The sequence below is a fragment of the Achromobacter sp. MUI-25009338 genome, from assembly GCF_057359325.1.
Genome location: NZ_CM170627.1, coordinates 2,022,521 through 2,043,791 on the forward strand (window position 1 = coordinate 2,022,521; position 21,271 = coordinate 2,043,791).

Sequence of the window (21,271 nt, forward strand, 5' to 3'; positions counted from 1 at the left end):
CCGTGCAGGGTTCAGGCGGTGAGTGTATTAATGGAGTACTGAAATGTTGTCCGCCAAAGATTTGAAAATCACGTTCAACGCCGGCACGCCCATCGAGACGCGCGCGCTGCGCGGCCTGTCGCTGGAAATCCCGCAGGGCCAGTTCGTGACCGTCATCGGTTCCAATGGGGCCGGCAAGTCCACCTTCCTGAACGCGGTGTCGGGCGACCTGTCGGTCGATTCGGGCCGCATCGACATCAACGGCGTGGACGTCACGCGCCAGCCCGTGTGGGCGCGCGCCGGCAGCGTGGCGCGGGTGTTCCAGGACCCCATGGCCGGCACCTGCGAAGACCTGACCATCGAAGAGAACATGGCGCTGGCGCAGATGCGCGGCGCGCGCCGCGGCTACAGCCGCGCGGTCAAGGCTTCGATGCGCGAGGGCTTCCGCGAACGCCTGGCCACGCTGGGCCTGGGCCTGGAGAACCGCCTCTCCGACCGCATCGGCCTGCTGTCCGGCGGCCAGCGCCAGGCGGTCAGCCTGCTGATGGCGGCGCTGCAGCCGTCGCGCATCCTGCTGCTGGACGAGCACACCGCGGCGCTGGACCCGCGCACCGCCGACTTCGTGCTGCAGCTCACGGCCCGCATCGTGGCCGAAAGCCACCTGACCACCATGATGGTCACCCACAGCATGCGCCAGGCGCTGGACGTGGGCGACCGCACCGTGATGCTGCATCAGGGGCAGGTGGTGCTGGACGTCTCCGGCGACGAGCGCCGCGGCATGGACGTGCCGGACCTGCTGCAGATGTTCGAGCGCGTGCGCGGCGAGAAGCTGTCGGACGACGCGCTGCTGCTGGGCTGACCGGCGGCCCGGGGCGGCCTACAGGAAGCGCCCCGGCCGGAAGGCCGCGTGGCGCGCCGCGTCGCCTTCGCCGGCCATCAATTCCCCCAGTATCCTGGCCGTGCCCGGCGCGGTGCTGAAGCCGATGTGCTGATGGCCCAGCGCCAGCCACAGGCCGGGATGGCGCGGCGCCTCGCCTATCATCGGGCGGCTGTCGGGCAGGGTGGGGCGCCGGCCCAGCCAGGCGCTGGCGTCCAGCCGCCGGTCCAGCGGGAAGGCCTCGCGCGCGCGGGCCTCGGCCAGCTCCAGCTGCACGCCGCGCGCCGGCGCCTCGCAGGCGTCCAGCTCGACGCCCGTGGTCAGCCGCAGGCCGCGGGCCATGGGCGAGAGCACGTAGCCGCCGCCGGTGTCGTACACCGGGCGCGACAGGCTGGCGCCGTTCAATCCGCTGTAGTGCATGTGATAGCCGCGTTCGAACGCCATCGGCAGGCCGATGCCGGCCGTGGCCAGCAGGCTTTTCGACCACGGGCCCAGGGCCACCACCAGCCGGTCGGCCGATAGCGCGGCGCTGTCGCCCCGCACCGTCCAGCGTTGCCCGTCGCGGCCGATGGCGCGGGCGTTCAGGCGGGTATAGGCGCCGCCGCGCTCGCGGTACAGCCGCGCGTAGGCGGCCGTGACTTCGTGCGGGTCGTCGACGGAATACGAGCCCTGTATCCATAGCGCGCGCGGAAAGATGGGCGCCAGCGCCGGTTCCATCGCGGCCAGTTCGGCGGCGTTCAGCGCCTGGGTCGGCACATCGAACTGCGCATAAGCGCGGCGCGCCGCTTCGGCGCCTTCCCAGGCCTGTTGCGAGCGGTACAGGAAGACCCAGCCGGTGTCGCGCAGGCGCGGCAAGGCGCCGGCCTCGCCCAGCAGGCGCAGGTGCTCGGGGGCGGACAGGCGGATCAGGCCGTCCAGCGCCGCGGCGGTTTCCTGGAACACGGCGGGCCGGGCGTTCAGCAGGAAGCGCGCGGCCCATCCCAGGTTGCGCGCCAGATAGCGCAGACGATAGCGGAATTGCACGCTGTCGTTTTTCAGCAGCCGCGGCAGCTGGGTCCACAGGCCGGGATGGTTGAACGGCATGAGCGAGCTGCGGGCGATCACGCCGGCATTGCCCAGCGAGGTTTCGCGCCCGGGCTCCTGCCGGTCTACCAGGGTGACCGACATGCCTCGGCGCAACAGTTCGAGCGCGCAGCACACGCCCACGATGCCCGCGCCGAGAACGATGACCTGCTTCGCTGCCATAGGGATTCCGCCAAAAGCCGCCGGGCCGCCGGCGGGACGCCGAATTGTATTGCAGCCCCCTCAGGCCGTGGGCGGCGCCTGCCCCAGGATGCGGCCGGCGGCGACCACGCCCCACCACGCGGCTTCTTCGAACACGGAATAGCCCGACAGGTCGGCATGCGCGAACAGCACCGGGCCGTCGACCTCGCGCAGCGCCGCCAGCCCGGCGTTGGCCAGGTAGCCGCAAAGCGGCGAGGCCATCGCGTGGCCGCGCACCGTGATCTCCAGCGCTCGCGCGTTGCGCCAGAACGCCTTGCCGTAGGCCGCGATCAGGTCGGCGGCGGCTTCGTCGCGCAGGGCTTCGGGGCTGGCGGACGCGAGCCATTCGCGCGCGGCCCGCGGCGTCTGGCCGCTGAGCGCGTGATAGGCGCTGAACACGCTGCGCGGCGACGGCGCCACGCGCAGCAGCTGATGCGTGGACACGACGTAGCCCAGCGCGCGTCCGCCGTAGACCACGTTGTCCCAGGACAGCGGCTCGCCCGGCGCCTCGGCCGGGTAGCCGTCCATGACGAAGTTCGACACCATCCAGGGCGCGTGCGAGGACGCGTGCACGGCCGGATCGTAGCCGTAGGCGCGGATGTCGGGCAGGATGCGCTGGGCCACGAACAGCGGCATCGCGCACACCGTGCGGCGGGTCTGCACGCTGTAGGCCGAGGCCGTGGGGCCGGGCGCGAGGCAGGTGACCAGCGGGCCGGCGGGCGTGTCCTGGACGCGCACCGCGGCGCCGGCCACGAGCCATCGGTCATGGCCCAGCTTGCGCGTGACCGCGTCGCGCAGCCTGGCCGCCAGCACCGACAGGCCGCCGGGCCAGGTCAGCACCGCGCCCTCGGCGGCGTTGGCCGCATGGCCGTCGCGGCTGGCGAAATAATGCAGGCCGGCCCAGGCCGAGACCACGTCGTAGCGCGCGCCATAGTCGTCGCGGCAGCAGTAGTCCAGATACCAGTGCAGCGCCGGCGAGGTATAGCCTTCGCGCTGCAGCCACTGCTTGAACGTGATGGTGTCCAGCGCGCGCCACGCGGGATCGCGCGACGACAGCGCCAGCGGAATGCAGAAGAGCTTGCGGCCGTCGCTGCCGGTGGCGCCGCGCAGGCGCTCGATCAGGGCCAGGAAGCGCCGGTGCTGGGTCAGGTCCGCCTCGGGCAGCCCGGTCATGGGCAGCAGGCCGTCTTCCCAGCGGCCGTCGCGCAGCAGACGTTCCTGGGGCGAGTGCGCCAGCACGGCCTCGTCGTAGTAGGGGCGCTCCTCGCTCGCGCCGCGCTGGATGACGCCGAAGTCGGCCAGCATTTCGCGCACGTGCGAGGACGCCAGCGACGGCAGCGGCAGGTAGTGCGCGCCCAGCGGATAGTCCAGGCCGTCGCGGCGGCCGCCGGCGGCGTTGCCGCCGAACTCCGGGCCTTGCACCACGATGAAATCGGTATGGCCTTCGCGCGCCAGTTTCCAGGCGCAGGACAGGCCGGCGACGCCGGCGCCCAGGATCGCCACGCCGTGGCGGCGCACGGACGCCGGCTGCGGCCAGGATGCGCCGTCGCGCAGCGCGTGGCCGGCCTGCATGCCGGGGTAATGCACCTGGGGCGTGGTCTCGACGATGCGCGAGCGCCAGTAGCCGGCGGTGGCGCCGGCGATCGCGGCCGTGCCCGCGCCCAACAGGAAGCTGCGGCGGCGCATCAGCGGATGACCTGGCGCCAGTCCTCGTCGAAATAGCGCACGAGCGACTGCTCATTCAAGCGGTTGGGCGGCATCGCGAGCGCCGGCATGTCGGCCGGGAAATGGAACAGCTCGCGCGTCGTGGCGGGGTCGAGGTAGCGCGTGGCCACCGTGATCTTCTCGGGCGGCGCGTAGTCGCGGCGCTTGCCCGCCAGGATGAAGCCCCAGTCGCCGAAAGAGGGCACGTAGACGTGGTAAGGCCAGGTGTTCAGCCCGGCCTCTTTCAGCGTGGCGTCCACGCTCCAGAACGAGCGCGGCGCGAAGTAGGGCGAGGTGGACTGCACCACCAGATAGCCGTTCTCGGCCAGGTGGCGCGCCATCAGATGGTAGACGGGCACCGAGTACAGGCGGCCCAGGCCGAAGTTCGACGGGTCGGGAAAATCCACGATGATGAAGTCGTAGACCTCGGCATGGGTTTCCAGCCAGCGGCCGGCGTCCTCGTTGACGACGGTGACGCGCGGGTCGGTGAGCGAGCCGCCGTTCAGCCGGGTCAGCGGCTCGGAGCGCGAGAACAGGCCGGTCATGGCCGGGTCCAGATCCACCAGCGTCACGCGCTCGACCTGCTTGTACTTGAGCACTTCGCGCACGGCCAGGCCGTCGCCGCCGCCCAGCACCAGCACGTTGCGCGCCCAGGGCAGGGCCTGCAGGCCCGGATGCACCAGCGATTCGTGGTAGCGGTGTTCGTCGCGCGAGGAGAACTGCAGGTTGCCGTTGATGTACAGGCGCAGGTCGTCGTGCCAGCGCGTGACCACCAGGCGCTGGTACGGCGTGGTTTCGGCATGCACCACCTCGTCGCCGTACAGGCCTTTCTCGGCCCAGGCCGTCATGTTGCCGGAATACAGAAAGCCCAGGCCCAGCAGCCCCATCACCACGCTGGCGCGGATGGCGCGCTCGCCGGGGCGGCGGACCTCGCTGCGGAACAGCCAGGTGGTCCACAGCGCCACGCCGGCGTTGAGCATGCCGAACAGGAAGCTGGTGCGCAGCAGCCCCAGCTTGGGCGCCAGCAGCAACGGGAACACCAGCGAGACGGCCAGCGCGCCCAGGTAGTCGAAGGTCAGCACGCGGCTGACGATCTCGCGGAACTCGGCCTTGCGCTGGTTGAACACCCGCATCACCAGCGGGATCTCCATGCCGACCATCATGCCGATGACGAACACGCCCACGTACAACGCGGCGCGAAACGGCGCGGACAGCCACGCGAAGACCAGGAACAGCACCGCCGCCGATACGCCGCCGAGCAGCGCGACCAGCAGCTCCACGTCGATGAATCGATTCAAAACGTCTTCGTCTTTTACATATTTTGACAGCCACGAGCCTATGCCCATGGCGAACAGGTAGCAGCCGATGACGGAGGAGAATTGGAGGATGGAATCGCCCAGCAGATAGCTGGCCAGCGCGCTGCTGATGAGCTCGTAGCCCAGGCCGCAGGAAGCGACGATCAATACCGAAAGAATGAGTACGCGGTCGCGCATGGGATGTCCGACACGAAGAGCGTTCGCAGTATATCGAAGCCGGCGTATATACTGCGCGCAATTGGAGGGCTGGCAATGGGAGAAGCAATGCATCCGGCGGTGACCTATCTGATCTACATGGCTTCGGCGCTCGCGATGCTGGGCGTCTTCACGGCCGTCTACACGGCGGTGACGCGCTACCCGGAATTCGAGCTGATCCACGAAGGCAACATCGCCGCCGCGCTGTCCTACGGCGGCGCGCTGGTGGGCTTCAGCCTGACGCTGGGCTCCAGCATCGCGCTGCACGCCAGCTTCGTCATGTTCCTGGTCTGGGGCCTGGCCGCCATGCTGGTGCAGATCGTCGTCTACGTGGTGGTGGCGCAGGCCATCCGCGGAATGAACGACGCCATCAGGGAAAACAATATCGCCATGGGCGGCCTGATCGGCTCGATCTCGATCGCCGCCGGCATCGTCAACGCCGCCTGCCTGACCTGATACGCAAGGCGCGCAGTCTCCGACCCGACAGGAGGACTTTCCATGAGTCTCGGTTCATTCATCCGCAAGCAGTTCATCGACATCCTGCAATGGAACGAGGATCGCGACGGCGTGCTCGCCTGGCGCCATCCGATGCAGGACTTCGAGATCCAGTACGGCGCCAGCCTGACCGTGCGCGAGTCGCAGATGGCGGTGTTCGTCAACGAAGGCAAGGTGGCCGACGTGTTCGGCCCCGGCATGTACAAGCTCACCACGCAGACGCTGCCGATCCTGACCTACCTGAAGAACTGGGACAAGCTGTTCGAGTCGCCCTTCAAGTCGGACGTGATCTTCTTCAGCACGCGGCTGCAGCTGGGCCGGCGCTGGGGCACGGCGCAGCCGGTCACGCTGCGCGACAGCGAATTCGGCATGGTGCGGCTGCGCGCGTTCGGCGTGTATTCCTATCAGATCTCCGACCCGGGCAAGTTCTACCGCGAAGTCAGCGGCACGCGCGACGAATACACCGTCGACGACCTGGAAGCGCAGCTGCGCAACATGGTGGTTGCGGCCATGACCACGGCGCTGGGCGGCTCCAAGGTGCCGTTCCTGGACATGGCCGGCAACCAGGGCCTGATGTCGCAAAGCATCGCCGAACAGCTCGCGCCGGTGTTCGACCGCTACGGCGTCAGGCTGGACAACTTCACGGTGGAAAACGTCTCGCTGCCGGAGGAACTGCAGAAGGCGCTGGACACGCGGATCTCGATGGGCATGGCCGGCGACCTCGGCAAGTTCACCCAGTACCAGACCGCCACCTCGATTCCGCTGGCCGCGCAGAACGAAGGCGGCATCGCCGGCATCGGCGCGGGCCTGGCCGCCGGCGCGGCGCTGGGCCAGACCATGGCGCAGGGGCTGGGCGCGGCGCAGGGCCAGCCGCCCGCGCAGCCGGGCCAGCAACCTGCGCAGCCCGCGGCAGGCGCGGACCCGGTGCAGCGCCTGCAGCAGCTCAAGGACCTGCTGGACAAGGGGCTGATCACGGCGGCCGACTATGACTCGGCCAAGGCCGAGGTGCTGAAGAAACTCACCAGCTAGGACCTGGCCCACGCATGCAACAGGTTCTGTGTCCGCAGTGCGGCGCTCCCGTCAAATTCACCTCCACGGTTTCCGTGATGGCGGTCTGCGGCGCGTGCCGCAGCACCTTGCTCAAGGATGCGGACTCGGTCCGGCGCATCGGCGAAACGGCCGAGGTGCTGGAGGACTATTCGCCGCTGTGCCTGGGCGCGGCCGGCAAGTACGAGGACAAGCGCTTCGACGTCATCGGCCGCATCCAGCTGCGCTACGAAGAAGGCTACTGGAACGAGTGGTACCTGTGGTTCGAGGACGGCTCGGACGGCTGGCTGTCGGACGCTTCGGGCCAGTACGCCGTGACCCGGCGGCGCAAGGTCAAGGACGCGCACGGCATGCCGCCGTTCGAGGAAATCGCGCCAGGCGTGGAAATAAAGCTGGACGGCCAGCGCTACACGGCCGCCGACGTGCGGGTCAGCCAGGCCGGCGGCGCGCAGGGCGAGCTGCCCTTCGTGCCCGGCGACGGCTGGCAGGCCAGGGCCGCGGACTTCCGCAGCCTGGACACGTTCCTGACGCTGGACTATTCCGACGGGCCGGAGCCGGTGCTCTATATCGGCAAGGCGTTCGACCTGTCCGCCATGCAGGCGGCGTCGCTGCGCAGCCCGGAGCAGGTGGAGGAAACCGCCGGCCGGTTCCGCGGCCAGATCAAGGCGCTGGACTGCCCCAATTGCGGCGCCCCGATAAGCTTCGTGGCGGCCCTGGCCACGCAGGTGATCTGCCCCTCGTGCGCGGCGGCGGTCGATTGCTCGGGCCCCACGGCCGAGGTCATCGAGAAGGCGCGCAAGGTCGAGGCGATCCAGACCACGCTGGCGCTGGGCGCGCGCGCCGAGATCGACGGCGCCGCCTACACCATCATCGGCCTGATGAAGTGCGCCGATCCCGATCCCGAAGAGCCTTCGGACTGGATCGAATACCTGCTGTTCAATCCCACCAAGGGCTTTATCTGGCTGGTCGAGACGGACGAGGGCTGGGAGCGCGTGCAGGTCTGCGACAGCTGGCCCAGCCATAACGACGCGACCAGCGTGCGCTGGCGTTCCAAGCTGTACAAGAAGCTGTACGACTACACCTCGCGCGTCGAACTGGCGCTGGGCGCCTTCAACTGGCGCGTGAAAGTGGGCGACAGCACCGCGATCACGGATTACCAGGCCACCAGCCTCAAGCTCACGCGCGAACTGACCGACACCGAACTGGGCTGGTCGGCAAGCACGCCGGTGGGGGCCGCCCAGGTGGCGCGGTGGTTCGGCAAGCCCCAGCTGGCCGGGCAGAAGGCCGCGCCGCGCCGCGCCGCGCAGGACGGCGGCTACCGCAAGTGGGCCTGGATCGCCATGATCGGGCTGGGCGCGCTCAACCTGGACGAGATTTTCAGCGGACACTTCATGCCCATCGTGATCGGCATGGCGTTCCTCTGGGTCCCCGCCGTGCTGGCGGACAGATTTTCCGGCAAGGACGAATAGCGCGATGGGCAAGATCCTGTATGCCATCTATGCCGTGGTGGTGGTGCTGGCCGCGACCAGCGCCGCCAGCTCCCCCGGCGGCGCCTATCGGGGCGGCGGCGGTTGGGGCGGCAGTTCGGGCAGTTCCGGCTGGTCTTCCGGCGGGTTCCACAAGTGACCGTGCACGCCACCGCCGGCCGCCACCTGCTGGCCGATTTCCGCGGCGTGCAGGCCGGGCGCCTGTCCGATCCGCAGGCGCTGGAGCGGCAGCTGGTCGACGCGGCCCGGGCCGCCGGGGCGCAGGTGCTGAGCGCCCATTTCCACCATTTCGGCGAGGGCGCCGGCGTGACCGGCGTAGTCATGCTGAGCGAATCCCACATCAGCATCCATTCCTGGCCCGAGCACCGCTACGCGGCCCTGGACATCTTCATGTGCGGCGCGGCCCGGCCCGAACTCGCGCTGGAACGGCTGCGCGAACTGCTGGCGCCCGAGTCGGTGAACGTCACCACGGTGGCGCGCGGCTGAGGCCGCCTCTCTGCTTGATCTGGCTCAATTTCCCGCGCAGAGCCAAATTGACGATCGTTATATACCTATATATATTTCGTGAATCTGCACGGAGAAAACTATGTTCAAACGTCCCCTCGTCACGCTGTCCGCGGCGCTTGCCCTTGCCTGGGGCGGCGGCGTCCACGCCGGCGAGCTGGTGGTGTCGGCCGCCGCCAGCCTGACCAACGCGTTCAAGGAAGTGGCGCAGGGCTACGAGAAAGCGCACGCCGGCGCCAAGGTGATCCTGAATTTCGGCGCCTCCGACGTGCTGCTGCAGCAGATCATCAAGGGCGCGCCGGCCGACGTGTTCGCCTCGGCCGACCAGAAAGCCATGGACAGGGCGGTCGCCGAGAAAGCGGTGCGGCCGGCGTCGCGGGTGGACTTCGCCGCCAACCAGGTGGTGCTGATCGTGCCGGCCGACAGCAAGGCGGGCATCGCGGCGCTCGAGGACCTGACGCGCCCGGAGATCAAGCGCGTGGCCTACGGCAACCCGGCCTCGGTGCCGGTGGGGCGCTACACCAAGGGCGCGCTGGAGGCCGCCGGCCTGTGGGACGCGGTGCAGGCCAAGAGCGTGCTGGCCCAGAACGTGCGCCAGAGCCTGGACTACGTGGCGCGCGGCGAGGTCGACGCGGGCTTCGTGTTCGCCACCGACGCGGCCATCATGCCCGACAAGGTCAGGATCGCGGTGCGCGTGCCCTCGCAGACGCCGGTGACCTATCCCATCGCCATCACGGCGCGCGACGCGGCGGCAAGCCAAGCCGAAAGTTTCGTCGCCTATGTGCTGTCTCCCGCCGGTCAGGCGATACTGTCGCGCTACGGCTTCCAGAAGCCCTGAGACCTGTTGAATCGTAGGCGCCGATGACTGATCCGGTTTGGGTCCCGCTGCTGCTTTCCCTGAAAGTGGCGGGCTGGGCAACGCTATTGGCCGCCGTGTCCGGCACGGCCGCGGCCTATGCGCTGTCGCGCTGGCGCTGGCCGGGCCGCGACCTGCTGGACGCCATCTTCACCTTGCCGCTGGTGCTGCCGCCCACGGTGCTGGGCTATTACCTGCTGGTGTTGCTGGGCCGGCGCGGCGTCATCGGCGAGACGCTGGCCGGCTGGGACATAGAGCTGGTATTCACCTGGCAGGGCGCGGTGATCGCCGCGTCCGTGGTGGCTTTTCCGCTGGTGTTCAAGTCGGCCCGCGCCGCCTTCGAGAACGTGGACGACCAGCTGGAGAACGCGGCGCGCGTGCTGGGCGTGTGCGAAGCGGGCGTGTTCTTCCGCGTCACGCTGCCCTTGGCCGCGCGCGGCATCGCCGCCGGCGTGTTGCTGGCGTTCGCCCGCGCGCTGGGCGAATTCGGCGCCACGCTGATGATCGCCGGCAACCTGCCCGGACGCACCCAGACTCTGTCGGTGGCGATCTACGAAGCGGTGCAGGCCGGCGACGACGCCACCGCCAACCTGCTGGTGCTGGTGACTTCCGCGACCTGCATCGTGGTGCTGCTGCTGGCCGGCAGGCTGGTGCCGCTGGCCGGCGGGCGGCGCGAGGAGGGCGCGCGATGAGCGTCAGCATCCAGGTGCGCAAGCAGATGCAGTCGGGCGAACGGCGTTTTTCGCTGGACGTGGCCTTCGATTCCTCGGCCAAGCGCATCGCGCTGTTCGGCCCGTCCGGCGCCGGCAAGAGCCTGACGCTGCGCGCGGTGGCCGGCCTGCTGCGCCCGGACGCCGGGCGCATCGAGATCAATGGCCGCGTGCTGTACGACGCCGCGGCCGGCATCTGCCTGCCGGCGCAGTCGCGCCGCGTGGCCTATCTGTTCCAGGACTACGCGTTGTTTCCCCACCTGACCGTGGCGCAGAACATCGCGTTCGGACTGCGCCGCGGCTGGCTCAACCCGCCCAGACGCGAGGTCGGCCCGCAGGCGCGCCGCTGGGTGGAAGCGTTCGAACTGGGCGCCATCGTAGGCAGTTATCCCGCCGAGATCTCCGGCGGCCAGAAGCAGCGCGTGGCGCTGGCGCGCGCCCTGATGCTGCAGCCGGACATCCTGCTGCTGGACGAACCGTTCTCGGCCCTGGACGCGCAGCTGCGCGGCAAAATGCGGCTGGAGCTCAACGCCTTGCAGCGCCAGCTGGACGTGCCCATGCTGCTGATCACGCACGACCCCGCCGACGTGGACGCCCTGGCCGACGAAGTGTTCGAAGTGCGCGAGGGCAGCGTGCGCCGCTATGACGGGGACGTGGGCGTGTAATCTCCCGGACCGCTTTAATCCAGCACCCCGAGAATCACGCTCGAAGCCTTGAAGATCGCCACCGCGTCCGCGCCGACGTCCAGCCCCAGGTCCTTGGCGCTTTCGTTGGTGACGATGGCCGCCAGCGTGACCCCGCCCTCCAGCGCAATCAGGATCTCGCTGTTGACCGCGCCCGGATGCAGCGCCGAGATCGTGCCCGGCAGCTGGTTGCGCGCCGACAGGCGCAGGCCCGGTCCGGGCGCGCCGACGATGACCGACGAGGCCTTGATCAGCGCGATCGCCTCCTTGCCCACGGCCAGGTCCAGTTCCTGCGTGCTTTCGCGGGTGATGGTGGCGGTGATGGCCTGGCCGCCGGCGATGCGCAGCACGATCTCGTCGTTGACGGCGCCGGCGCGCACCTGGATGACGGTGCCCAACAGCTTGTTGCGCGCGCTGGTCTTGAGCATGAAGCGCCTCATGAGGTCGATGTCGCCGCTGGCGTCCAGGCCGGCGCGGGTCAGGTTTTCCATGAACTTGCGGTGTTCCGCCTCCAGCGCCCGGAAGGTCGCGATCAGGCGGCGGGCGCGGTCGGTGAGGCGGGTGCCGCCGCCGCCCTTGCCGCCGGCCGCGCGGATCACCAGCGGTTCGCCGGCCAGGTTGTTCATGGCGTCGATGGCGTCCCAGGCGCCCTTGTAGCTCATGCCCACGGCGCGCGCGGCGTTGGTGATCGAGCCGGTGGCGTCGATCTGCGCCAGCAGGTCTATGCGGTTTTTTCCGCCCCAGGTCTGGGCGCCGGAACGAAACCAGATCGAGCCGTCGAGTTCCAACATCGGTAGCGGGCCTGTGCGGTGTGTAAACAGGCGCAGAGTGTACTGGACGGCGCGCCGCGCGGGCACGGTGAGAATGAGATTCTGTTGATATTTCGCGGGCTTCGCGGCACTATGTTTGCGCCTTGGGCTCTCGGAGAAAACGACATGAAAGCGTTGAAATGGCTGGCGGCGGGTTCCATGACGGGGTTGTTGGCGGCCTGCGCCTCGGGCCCCACGGTGAAAGGCGACTACGACCACCAGGCCGATTTCGCCCAGTACCGCACGTTCGGTTTCATGACGCCGCTGGGCACAGACCGGGCCGGCTACAGCACGCTGCTGACCGAGCGGCTCAAGAACGCTACGCGCAGCCAGATGGAGATGCGCGGCTACACCTATAGCGCCTCCAGTCCCGACCTGCTGGTCAACTTCGGCGCCAAGATGCAGCAGAAGACGCAGGTCACCCCGGCCGCCCCGATGGGGCCGTACTACGGCTACCGCGCGGGCTTCTACGGCGGCTGGCCCGGCTACGGCTGGGGCGAGGACGTCTATCAATATACTGAGGGCACCCTGAACATCGACCTGGTCGACGCGCGCCGCAGGCAGCTGGTGTGGGAAGGCGTGGCGGTGGGAGAGGTGCAGGACCCGGACAGCACCGGCTCCACCCAGAAGGTGGACCAGGTCGTCGCCGAGATCTTCGCCAAGTATCCGTTCCGCGCCGGCGTGGCCGCGCCCCAGGTGCCGGACAAGCAGAGCAAACCCTAGCAGCAAGGAATTCCCGCATGAGCGCACGCCGCAAGGCACAGTCCAGGAACACCGGCGATACGCCGCCCTACGAAGTCGTCGCCCTGGTGCTGCAGGGCGGCGGCGCTCTCGGCGCCTACCAGGCCGGGGTCTACGAGGGGCTGCACGAGGCGGGCATCCGGCCCAACTGGATCTCGGGGATCTCCATCGGTTCCATCAATGCGGCCATCATCGCCGGCTCGCCCGAGGACGAGCGCGTGGAGCGGCTGCGCGGCTTCTGGGAAAGCATCTGCCGCCCGGCCGGTTTCGCCGCGCTGCCCTGGGGCGAGACGCTGGCGCAGATGTTCGCCGGCGTGCCGTTCGGCTTCGGCTCGCCGGTGCTCAACGGGCAGATATCGGCGATGCAGGCCCTGTTCTCCGGGCAGCCGGGGTTTTTCAAGCCGCGCGTGCCGCCGCCGTATCTGGTGCGCGGGCAGGGCGCGGCCTCCACCAGTTTCTACGACACCACGCCGCTGGCCGCGACGTTGCGGCAATTCGTGGATTTCGATCTGGTCAACAGCGGGGCGGTGCGCGCCAGCTTCGGCGCGGTCAACGTGCGCAGCGGCAACTTCGCCTATTTCGACAGCCTCAAGCACAAGCTGGAACCCGAGCACATCATGGCCTCGGGCGCCTTGCCGCCGGGTTTTCCGGCGGTCGAAATCGACGGCCAGCATTATTGGGACGGCGGCCTTGTCTCGAATACGCCGCTGGCGCAGGTGCTGACCACCGACACCATGCGCGACACCCTGGCGTTCCAGGTCGATCTATGGCCGGCGCGCGGCAATTTGCCGGCCTCGCTGGAAGACGTGGCCGAGCGCCAGAAGGACATCCAGTATTCGAGCCGGACCCGCCTGGTCACCGACCAGCTGCGGCGCGTGCTGAAACTGCGCCACGGGCTGCAGCGGCTGCTCGAGCGCCTGCCCGAGGCCGAGCGCAACGCCGCCGACCTGGCGGAATTGCGCAAGCTCTCGCATACGCCGGCCACCAATATCGTCAACTTGATATACGAATCCAAGCACGAAGAGCGATTTTCCAAGGATTATGAATTCGGCACCGAGGCCATGCGCGAGCACTGGGAAGCGGGGCTGGCCGATATACGCCATACCCTCGCCAAGCCCGGCATCCTGGACCGGCCCACCGAGAACAGCTGCTTCGTGACCCACGACATACACCGCAATGGCACGCGCACCTGAGGGCGCAGATTGTTGATTCCATGCCGCAAACCGGCGCGCGCGGGCGATTTTGCGAGATGAAAATCCGTGGTTTCCCCGATAACTGAGTTACATTAACGGGCTATTCAAACACCTTGATGACGAATGCGTTATTTTGACCGCGGGCAAAAGTCGCGGAAAAATAACGCGCTTGCTTGTCGCGACTACGGATACCTACGCGGGGGTTTCAATGCGGTTTTCGCCTAAACGTGTTTCGAGGCTGGCTTTTTCGGGCGGCGTCCTCGCGCTGATATTGGCGGGTTGCGGCGAAAAGCCGCAGATGAATCCAGGCATGCCGCAGGTAAGCGTCATCACGATCCAGCCGCAGCGCGCGCCCATCGTGTCGGAGCTGCCGGGCCGGGTCGACGCCGTGCGCGATGCGCAGATCCGTTCGCGGGTCACCGGCATCGTGCAGAAGATCACCTTCGAGCAGGGCGGCGACGTCAAGGAAAACCAGCTGCTGTTCAAGATCGACCCGGCGCCCTACAAGGCCGCCTACGATCAGGCCACCGCGCAGCTCAAGCAGGCGCAGGCCAACCTGTTCAGCGCCAAGCTGCTGGCCGACCGCTACGCGCCGCTGGTCAAGGCCAACGCCGTCAGCAAGCAGGAATACGACAACGCCGTGGCTTCGTACCGCCAGGCCGACGCCGCGGTCGCCGCTGCCAAGGCGGCGCAGGACAATGCCGCCATCAACCTGGGCTACACCGACGTCACCTCGCCCATCACGGGCCGCATCGGCAAGCCGCTGGTCACCGAGGGCGCGCTGGTCGAGGCCACGTCCGCCACGCAGATGGCCATCGTGCAGCAGCTCGACCCGATCTACGTGGACTTCACCCAGTCCACCGCGGAACTGGCGTCGCTGCGCCGCGCCTTCGCCAGCGGCAAGCTGCAGCAGGTCGGCAAGGACATGGCGCGCGCCACCATCGTGCTGGAAGACGGCACCGAGTACGACCATCCCGGCAAGCTGCTGTTCACCGGCATCACCGTGGACCCGTCCACCGGCCAGGTCAACCTGCGCGCCGAAGTGCCCAACCCCGACGGCATCCTGCTGCCCGGCATGTACGTGCGCGTGCGCCTGGAGCAGGGCGTCGACGACAAGGCGCTGATGGTGCCGCAGCAGTCGCTGCAGCGCACGGCCGACGGCATGCAGAGCCTGATGCTGGTCAAGGACAACAAGATCGAGCAGGTGCCGGTGACCACCGGCGGCGCCATCAAGAACCAATGGGTCGTCACCAGCGGCCTGAAGGCCGGCGACGTGGTGGTCGTGGAAGGCTTCCAGAAGGTCCGCCCGGGCGCGCCGGTCAAGGCCAGCCCCTGGACCAAGCAGCAGGGCGCGGCGCCCGCGCCGGGCGCCCAGCCCGCCGCAGCGCCGGAAGCCAAGCCCGAAGCCAAGCCGGCCGAGCCCGCAGGCCAGAAATCTTAAGCGGCACGCGGCGCTTGCGCCGCGTTCCTCTTTCGTGAGCATCGCTTTCAGAGTCAGCCCACATGCCGCAATTTTTTATCGATAGACCGATTTTCGCCTGGGTAGTCGCCCTGTTCATCCTGCTGGCCGGGATACTGGCCATCCCGAACATGCCGGTTTCGCAGTATCCGGACGTGGCGCCGCCGGCGATCACCATCACGGCCACCTATCCGGGCGCCTCGGCCAACGAAGTGGCCGAGCAGGTCACCAGTATCATCGAGGACCAGCTCAACGGCGCCAAGGGCCTGATCTACTACGAGTCGGTCAGCGACTCGTACGGCACTTCGACCATCACCGCCACCTTCCGGCCCGGCACCAACCCCGACCTCGCGCAGGTGGACGTGCAGAACCGCGTGTCCAACGTGGTCGCGCAGCTGCCGACCGCCGTGCAGCAGCAGGGCCTGCAATACGAGCAGACCAGCACGGGCTTCCTGATGGTGGCGGCGGTGTCGTCCACCGACGGTTCGCTGGACCAGACCGCGCTGGCCGACTACATCACCCGCAACATCAAGAACCCGGTGTCGCGCGTGCCCGGCGTGGGCCAGTTCCAGCTGTTCGCCGCCCCGCGCGCCATGCGCGTCTGGGTGGACCCGGCCAAGCTGGTGGGCTTCAACCTGAGCATGTCGCAGGTCAACCAGGCCATCGCCAGCCAGAACGTGGTGATTTCGGGCGGCAGCATCGGCGCGCCGCCCAATCCGGATTCGCAGCGCATCACCGCCACGGTCACGGCCAACGGCCAGCTGAGCACGGTCGAGGGCTTCGGCCAGATCGTGCTGCGCGCCAACACCGACGGCTCCAAGGTGCTGCTGCGCGACGTCGCCCGCATCGAGGTCGGCGCCGACAACTACCAGTTCGGCGCCCGCCTGAACGGCAAGCCCACGGCGGCCTTCGCCATCGTGCTGTCGCCGGACGCCAACGCGCTGGCCACCGCGCAGGGCGTGCGCCAGCAGATGGAAGAACTGTCGAAGTACTTCCCCGGCAACATCACCTATTCCATCCCGTACGACACCGCGCCCTACGTGAAGGTGTCCATCGAGCAGGTGGTCCACACCCTGGTCGAGGCCATGGTGCTGGTGTTCCTGGTGATGTACCTGTTCCTGCAGAACGTGCGCTACACCCTGATCCCGGCGCTGGTGGTGCCGGTGGCCATGCTGGGGGCGTTCGCGGTGATGCTGGCGCTGGGCTTCTCCATCAACGTGCTGACCATGTTCGCGATGGTGCTGGCCATCGGCATTCTGGTGGACGACGCCATCGTGGTGGTCGAGAACGTCGAGCGGATCATGGCGACCGAAGGGCTGCCGCCCAAGGAAGCGACCAAGAAAGCCATGCCGCAGATCAGCGGGGCCATTATCGGCATCACGTTGGTGCTGGTGACCGTGTTCCTGCCGCTGGCCTTCATGAGCGGTTCGGTGGGCGTGATCTACCGCCAGTTCTCCGTGGCCATGGCCGTGTCGATCTTCTTCTCGGCGCTTTTGGCGCTGACCTTCACGCCGGCGCTGTGCGCCACCATTCTCAAGCCGGTGCCCAAGGGCCACCACAACGAGAAGAAGGGTTTCTTCGGCTGGTTCAACCGCAAGTTCGACGCCACCACCCACGGCTACCAGAACTGGGTGTCGCGCATCCTGCACCGCGGCGGGCGCATGATGCTGGTGTTCGCGCTGCTGGTGGTGCTGCTGGGCTGGCTGTACCTGCGCCTGCCTTCGTCCTTCCTGCCCGAGGAAGACCAGGGCTACGTGGTCAGCAACATCGAGCTGCCCACCGGCGCCACGGCCAACCGCACGGTCGAGGTGATCGAACAGGTCGAGAAATACTTCTCCGAGGTGCCGGCCGTCGAGAACGTGATCGCGGTGCAGGGCTACAGCTTCAACGGCAACGGCCTGAACGCCGCCATCGCCTTCGTCACGCTCAAGGACTTCGCCGAGCGCAAGGAGCGCCAGGATTCCGCCGGCGCGATCGCGTTCAAGGCCTTCGAGACGCAGCTGATGGGCATCCACGACGCGCAGGTGTTCACCCTGGTGCCGCCGGCCATCTCGTCGCTGGGCAACGCCACCGGCTTCGACTTCCGCCTGCAGGACCGCGCGGCGGCGGGCTCGGCCGCGCTGGCCGCGGCCACCGGCCAGCTGATGGGCGAGGCCATGAAGAGCCCGGTGCTGTCGCAGGTGCGCATCACCGGCCTGGGCGCCGGCACGCAGCTGAACCTGACGATCGACCGCGACAAGGCGGCCGCGCTGGGCGTGGACTTCAACGAGGCCGCCTCGCTGATCTCCACGGCGGTGGGCTCGGCCTACCTGAGCAAGTTCCCCAACATGGGCCGGATGCAGAACATCTGGGTGCAGGCCGACGCGCCGTACCGCATGCAGCTCAACGACGTGCTGCAGCTCAACGCGCGCAACGCCCAGGGCGGCATGGTGCCGCTGTCGACCTTCGTCAAGGCCGAATGGCAGCAGGGTCCGGTGCAGGTGGTGCGCTACAACAGCTACGAGTCCATGCGCATCAGCGGCGACGCGGCGCCGGGCTACACCACCGGCGAGGCCATGGCCGAGATGGAACGCCTGGTCGGGCTGCTGCCGCAGGGCTTCGGCTTCGAGTGGAACGGCCTGTCCTACCAGGAACGCCAGGCCGGCAACCAGGCCCCCATCCTGATGGGCCTGTCGCTGCTGGTCGTGTTCCTGGTGCTGGCGGCGCTGTATGAAAGCTGGGCGATCCCGCTGTCGGTGGTGCTGGTGGTGCCGCTGGGCATGCTGGGCGCCGTGGCGCTGATAAGCGCGCTGGGCATGTCCAACGACGTGTACTTCCAGGTGGGCATGGTGACCGTGATCGGCCTGGCGGCCAAGAACGCCATCCTGATCGTGGAGTTCGCCAAGGACCAGTACGCCCGCGGCATGGGGCTGTACGAGTCCGCGGTGGAAGCCGCCAGGCTGCGTTTCCGCCCCATCCTGATGACCTCGCTGGCCTTCATCCTGGGCGTGGTCCCGCTGGCGATGGCGACCGGCGCGGGCGCGGCCAGCCAGCGCGCGGTGGGCCTGGGCGTGCTGGGCGGCATGCTCGCCGCCACGCCGTTCGCCGTGATTTTCGTGCCGACCTTCTTCGTGGTGGTGCTGGGCCTGTTCAAGACCCGCCCGCGCCTGCTGGGCGCCGAACTGCGCGCCTTCGAGGAAGAGCAGGCCGCCAGGAAGGCTGCCGGCGAGTCCGCGCAGGAACCCGCACAACCCAATGGTGGCCCGGAGGGCAAGCAATGATGGCCCTGAAGTTCAGACAGACCGCCTTGTCCGCCTGCGTGGCGGTGGCGTTGGCCGGCTGCTCGCTGGCGCCCGACTACAAGCGTCCCGATCCCCCGGTGTCGGGCCTGTGGCCCGACCAGCCCAAGGTGCAGTACGGCGGCTACGCCAAGCCCACCACGCTGGGCACCCAGCCGTCGACCGGGGTGATGCCGCAGGACGGCACGCCCGCGGCCGACCTGGGCTGGCGCGACTTCTTCCGCGATCCGCGCCTGCAAAGCCTGATCGAACTGGCGCTGGTCAACAACCGCGACCTGCGCGTGGCGGTGCAGCGCGTCGAAGAAGCCCGCGCCCAGTACGGCATCCAGCGCGGCGCGCAATGGCCCAGCATCGGCGCCGGCATCCAGGGCCAGCGCCAGCACCTGCCCGAAAACATGCGCATGCCGGGCGCCGGCTCGATCAGCAGCTCCTACCAGGCCGGCATCGGCCTGACGACCTTCGAGATCGACCTGTTCGGCCGCCTGCGCAACCTGTCCGAGGCCGCCTATCAGCAATACCTGTCGACCGAACAGGCGCAGAAAAGCGTGCACATCACGCTGGTGGGCGCGGTCGCCCAGTCGTATTTCAACCTGCGCGCCGCCGAGGTCCAGCTGGACCTGACGCAGCGCACGCTGGCCTCGCGCCAGGAGTCCTATGACCTGGTCAAGCGCCGCTTCGACGGCGGCGTGGCCTCGGAACTGGACCTGAACCAGTCCAAGTCGCTGCTGGATTCGGCCTCGGCCGACCTGGCGCAGCTGGCGCGCGCCCAGGCCCAGGCGACCAACGCCCTGGTGCTGCTGGTGGGCACGCCGCTGCCGCAGGACCTGCCGGCGCCGGCCACGTTCGGCCGCGACCAGCTGCTGGCCACGGTGCCGGCCGGCCTGCCGTCCGACCTGCTGGAGCGCCGCCCCGACATCGTCGCCGCGGAGAACCAGCTGAAGGCCGCCAACGCCAATATCGGCGCGGCGCGCGCGGCGTTCTTCCCGACCATCTCGCTGACCGGCCTGCTGGGCGTGGCCAGCCCGTCGCTGGGCGATCTGTTCAAGGGCGGGCAGGGGTACTGGAGCTTCTCGCCCTCGATCACCACGCCGCTGTTCGCCGGCGGCAGCATCCGCGAAGGGCTGAACCTGGCCAAGGCGCGCGACAATATCGCCGTGGCGCAGTACGAGCAGACCATCCAGCAGGCGTTCCGCGAAGTCTCGGACGCGCTGGCGGGCGAGGCCACCTATTCCGCCCAGCTCGACGCCCAGCGCGCGTTGCAGACCGCGTCGGCGCGCACCCTGGAACTGTCGAATCTGCGCTATACCAATGGTATCGACAGCTACCTGCAGGTGCAGACCGCGCAGGTGGACTTTTTCAATGCCCAGCTCGCGCTGGTCCAGACCGGCCTTGCGGCGCTGATCAACCGCGTGGAACTGTACAAGGCCCTGGGCGGCGGCTGGGAAGCAACGACGAAAGTGCAATGATAGAACTTGGTGTAAACATCGATCACGTCGCCACGCTGCGGCAGCAGCGCCACACGGCCTATCCCGACCCGGTGGCCGCCGCGCTGCGCGCCGAGGACGCCGGCGCCGACCTGATCACGCTGCATCTGCGCGAAGACCGGCGCCACATCCAGGACGCCGACGTCTACGCCATCCGGCCGCAGCTGCGCACGCGCATGAACCTGGAATGCGCGGTCACGCCCGAAATGCTGGAGATCGCCTGCGCGGTCAAGCCCGACGACGTCTGCCTGGTGCCCGAAAAGCGCACCGAGCTCACCACCGAGGGCGGGCTGGAAGTGGCCGGCGCCCTGGGCCCGGTGTCCGACGCCGTGGCGCTGCTCTCCGAAGCCGGCATCCGCGTCTCGCTTTTCATCGATCCGGACCCGGTCCAGATCGAGGCCGCGGCCAAGGCCGGCGCGCCGGTGATCGAACTGCATACCGGCGCCTACGCCGAAGCCGAAGGCCAGGCCGCCGAGGCCGAGCTGCAACGCCTGCGCGTGGCGCTGGCCGAGGGGCTGCGCCACGGCCTGCGCGTGAACGCCGGCCACGGCCTGCACTACGGCAACGTCGCGCCGGTGGCCGCGCTGGACGGCATCTCCGAGCTCAATATCGGCCACGCCATCGTGGCGCAGGCGGTGTTCGACGGCTGGGAGAAGGCCGTGCGCGACATGAAGGCGCTGATGGTGCAGGCCCGCCTGCAGGCGCTGCGCGGGCGCTGAGCCCCGGCTTCGCATGGCTGCTCCCGTTCCCGCTCCCGCAGGCGCCATCGCCGGCATCGGCATGGACCTGCTGCGCATCGACCGCATCGAGCGCGCGCTGGCGCGCCACGGCGACCGCTTCGCCGAAAAAATCCTGGGCGCCGAGGAATTGCAGAAATTCCACGCCCGCCGCGCGCGCGATCCGGCGCGCGGCCTGCGCTTTCTGGCCACGCGTTTCGCGGCCAAGGAAGCGTTTTCCAAGGCGATCGGCCTGGGCATGCGCATGCCCATGACCTGGCGGCGCGTGCAGACGCTGAACGCGCCCGGCGGACGTCCGGTGCTGGTGATCGCGCCCGAATTGCAGGACTGGTATGCGCAGCGCTTCGGCGCCGCCCATGTTTCCATTACCGACGAATCCGACATGGCCGCCGCCTACGTGGTGGTCGAACGCAAGCCCTGATTCCGGCTTCGCCGGCCGGCTTGCCGGACACAG

The 21,271-nt window shown here is 68.6% G+C and carries 20 protein-coding genes; 16 read left to right on the forward strand and 4 right to left on the reverse strand.

Going from position 1 to position 21,271, the window contains the following annotated elements; translation table 11 throughout:
• The first annotated feature begins 43 nt into the window (after nucleotides 1-43).
• The gene (locus AC1IQ6_RS09625; RefSeq protein ID WP_102772393.1) at nucleotides 44-838 is read left to right on the forward strand and encodes an ABC transporter ATP-binding protein; all 795 of its coding nucleotides are present in this window, start codon (nucleotides 44-46) and stop codon (nucleotides 836-838) included.
• 18 nt (nucleotides 839-856) lie between these two features.
• Here the strand turns inward: AC1IQ6_RS09625 and AC1IQ6_RS09630 are convergent, their stop codons facing one another.
• From AC1IQ6_RS09630 to AC1IQ6_RS09640, 3 genes are read right to left on the reverse strand one after another with little or no spacing between them, the layout of a single operon-like run.
• Nucleotides 857-2,101 (reverse strand): NAD(P)/FAD-dependent oxidoreductase, encoded by a 1,245-nt coding sequence (locus AC1IQ6_RS09630; protein WP_485866224.1) that lies wholly within the window; start codon nucleotides 2,099-2,101, stop codon nucleotides 857-859.
• A 60-nt stretch (nucleotides 2,102-2,161) separates the two neighbouring features.
• The gene (locus tag AC1IQ6_RS09635) at nucleotides 2,162-3,805 is read right to left on the reverse strand and encodes an NAD(P)-binding protein (RefSeq protein WP_485866225.1); all 1,644 of its coding nucleotides are present in this window, start codon (nucleotides 3,803-3,805) and stop codon (nucleotides 2,162-2,164) included.
• Nucleotides 3,805-5,316: a polyamine aminopropyltransferase gene (locus tag AC1IQ6_RS09640; RefSeq protein WP_102772380.1), complete on the reverse strand. Its 1,512-nt coding sequence runs from the start codon at nucleotides 5,314-5,316 to the stop codon at nucleotides 3,805-3,807. The genes AC1IQ6_RS09635 and AC1IQ6_RS09640 overlap by 1 nt, the downstream gene beginning before the upstream one ends.
• Nucleotides 5,317-5,403: 87 nt before the next feature.
• Here AC1IQ6_RS09640 and AC1IQ6_RS09645 point away from each other — a divergent pair, with 87 nt between their 5' ends.
• From AC1IQ6_RS09645 to AC1IQ6_RS09680, 8 genes are all read left to right on the forward strand, one after another.
• On the forward strand, nucleotides 5,404-5,790 hold the full coding sequence (locus AC1IQ6_RS09645; protein WP_102772379.1) for a DUF350 domain-containing protein: 387 nt from the start codon (nucleotides 5,404-5,406) through the stop codon (nucleotides 5,788-5,790).
• Between the two features lie 42 nt (nucleotides 5,791-5,832).
• The gene (locus AC1IQ6_RS09650; protein WP_102772378.1) at nucleotides 5,833-6,858 is read left to right on the forward strand and encodes an SPFH domain-containing protein; all 1,026 of its coding nucleotides are present in this window, start codon (nucleotides 5,833-5,835) and stop codon (nucleotides 6,856-6,858) included.
• A gap of 14 nt (nucleotides 6,859-6,872) precedes the next feature.
• Nucleotides 6,873-8,345: a DUF4178 domain-containing protein gene (locus tag AC1IQ6_RS09655; RefSeq protein WP_485866226.1), complete on the forward strand. Its 1,473-nt coding sequence runs from the start codon at nucleotides 6,873-6,875 to the stop codon at nucleotides 8,343-8,345.
• A gap of 4 nt (nucleotides 8,346-8,349) precedes the next feature.
• Entirely contained in the window at nucleotides 8,350-8,502 is a 153-nt protein-coding gene (locus tag AC1IQ6_RS09660; RefSeq protein WP_168202097.1) for a hypothetical protein, read from the forward strand.
• Nucleotides 8,499-8,849, forward strand: coding sequence for an adenosylmethionine decarboxylase (gene speD / locus AC1IQ6_RS09665; protein WP_485866227.1), 351 nt, complete (start codon nucleotides 8,499-8,501; stop codon nucleotides 8,847-8,849). Before AC1IQ6_RS09660 ends, speD begins: the two co-directional genes overlap by 4 nt.
• A gap of 100 nt (nucleotides 8,850-8,949) precedes the next feature.
• Nucleotides 8,950-9,705: a molybdate ABC transporter substrate-binding protein gene (modA, locus tag AC1IQ6_RS09670; RefSeq protein WP_485866228.1), complete on the forward strand. Its 756-nt coding sequence runs from the start codon at nucleotides 8,950-8,952 to the stop codon at nucleotides 9,703-9,705.
• A 23-nt stretch (nucleotides 9,706-9,728) separates the two neighbouring features.
• On the forward strand, nucleotides 9,729-10,415 hold the full coding sequence (modB, locus tag AC1IQ6_RS09675) for a molybdate ABC transporter permease subunit (protein WP_485866229.1): 687 nt from the start codon (nucleotides 9,729-9,731) through the stop codon (nucleotides 10,413-10,415).
• The gene (locus AC1IQ6_RS09680; protein ID WP_111824670.1) at nucleotides 10,412-11,098 is read left to right on the forward strand and encodes an ATP-binding cassette domain-containing protein; all 687 of its coding nucleotides are present in this window, start codon (nucleotides 10,412-10,414) and stop codon (nucleotides 11,096-11,098) included. Before modB ends, AC1IQ6_RS09680 begins: the two co-directional genes overlap by 4 nt.
• Before the next feature lie 14 nt (nucleotides 11,099-11,112).
• On the opposite strand, the gene AC1IQ6_RS09685 is transcribed toward AC1IQ6_RS09680, so the two are convergent.
• Entirely contained in the window at nucleotides 11,113-11,907 is a 795-nt protein-coding gene (locus AC1IQ6_RS09685) for a TOBE domain-containing protein (protein ID WP_111824671.1), read from the reverse strand.
• A gap of 144 nt (nucleotides 11,908-12,051) precedes the next feature.
• Between AC1IQ6_RS09685 and AC1IQ6_RS09690 the strand changes: the two genes are divergently transcribed.
• The 7 genes from AC1IQ6_RS09690 to acpS all read left to right on the forward strand — a co-directional run bounded on the left by AC1IQ6_RS09690 (nucleotide 12,052) and on the right by acpS (nucleotide 21,238).
• Complete coding sequence (locus AC1IQ6_RS09690; protein WP_485866230.1) at nucleotides 12,052-12,648, forward strand: DUF4136 domain-containing protein; 597 nt, start codon at nucleotides 12,052-12,054, stop codon at nucleotides 12,646-12,648.
• Between the two features lie 17 nt (nucleotides 12,649-12,665).
• On the forward strand, nucleotides 12,666-13,859 hold the full coding sequence (locus AC1IQ6_RS09695) for a DUF3734 domain-containing protein (protein WP_485866231.1): 1,194 nt from the start codon (nucleotides 12,666-12,668) through the stop codon (nucleotides 13,857-13,859).
• 208 nt (nucleotides 13,860-14,067) lie between these two features.
• Nucleotides 14,068-15,300, forward strand: coding sequence for an efflux RND transporter periplasmic adaptor subunit (locus AC1IQ6_RS09700; RefSeq protein ID WP_485866232.1), 1,233 nt, complete (start codon nucleotides 14,068-14,070; stop codon nucleotides 15,298-15,300).
• A 62-nt stretch (nucleotides 15,301-15,362) separates the two neighbouring features.
• Nucleotides 15,363-18,578, forward strand: coding sequence for a multidrug efflux RND transporter permease subunit (locus AC1IQ6_RS09705; RefSeq protein WP_485866233.1), 3,216 nt, complete (start codon nucleotides 15,363-15,365; stop codon nucleotides 18,576-18,578).
• Nucleotides 18,575-20,062: an efflux transporter outer membrane subunit gene (locus tag AC1IQ6_RS09710; RefSeq protein ID WP_102772366.1), complete on the forward strand. Its 1,488-nt coding sequence runs from the start codon at nucleotides 18,575-18,577 to the stop codon at nucleotides 20,060-20,062. Before AC1IQ6_RS09705 ends, AC1IQ6_RS09710 begins: the two co-directional genes overlap by 4 nt.
• Nucleotides 20,059-20,799 (forward strand): pyridoxine 5'-phosphate synthase, encoded by a 741-nt coding sequence (locus AC1IQ6_RS09715; protein ID WP_102772365.1) that lies wholly within the window; start codon nucleotides 20,059-20,061, stop codon nucleotides 20,797-20,799. The genes AC1IQ6_RS09710 and AC1IQ6_RS09715 overlap by 4 nt, the downstream gene beginning before the upstream one ends.
• Nucleotides 20,800-20,812: 13 nt before the next feature.
• Nucleotides 20,813-21,238 (forward strand): holo-ACP synthase, encoded by a 426-nt coding sequence (acpS, locus tag AC1IQ6_RS09720; RefSeq protein ID WP_102772364.1) that lies wholly within the window; start codon nucleotides 20,813-20,815, stop codon nucleotides 21,236-21,238.
• Nucleotides 21,239-21,271: the final 33 nt, after the last annotated feature.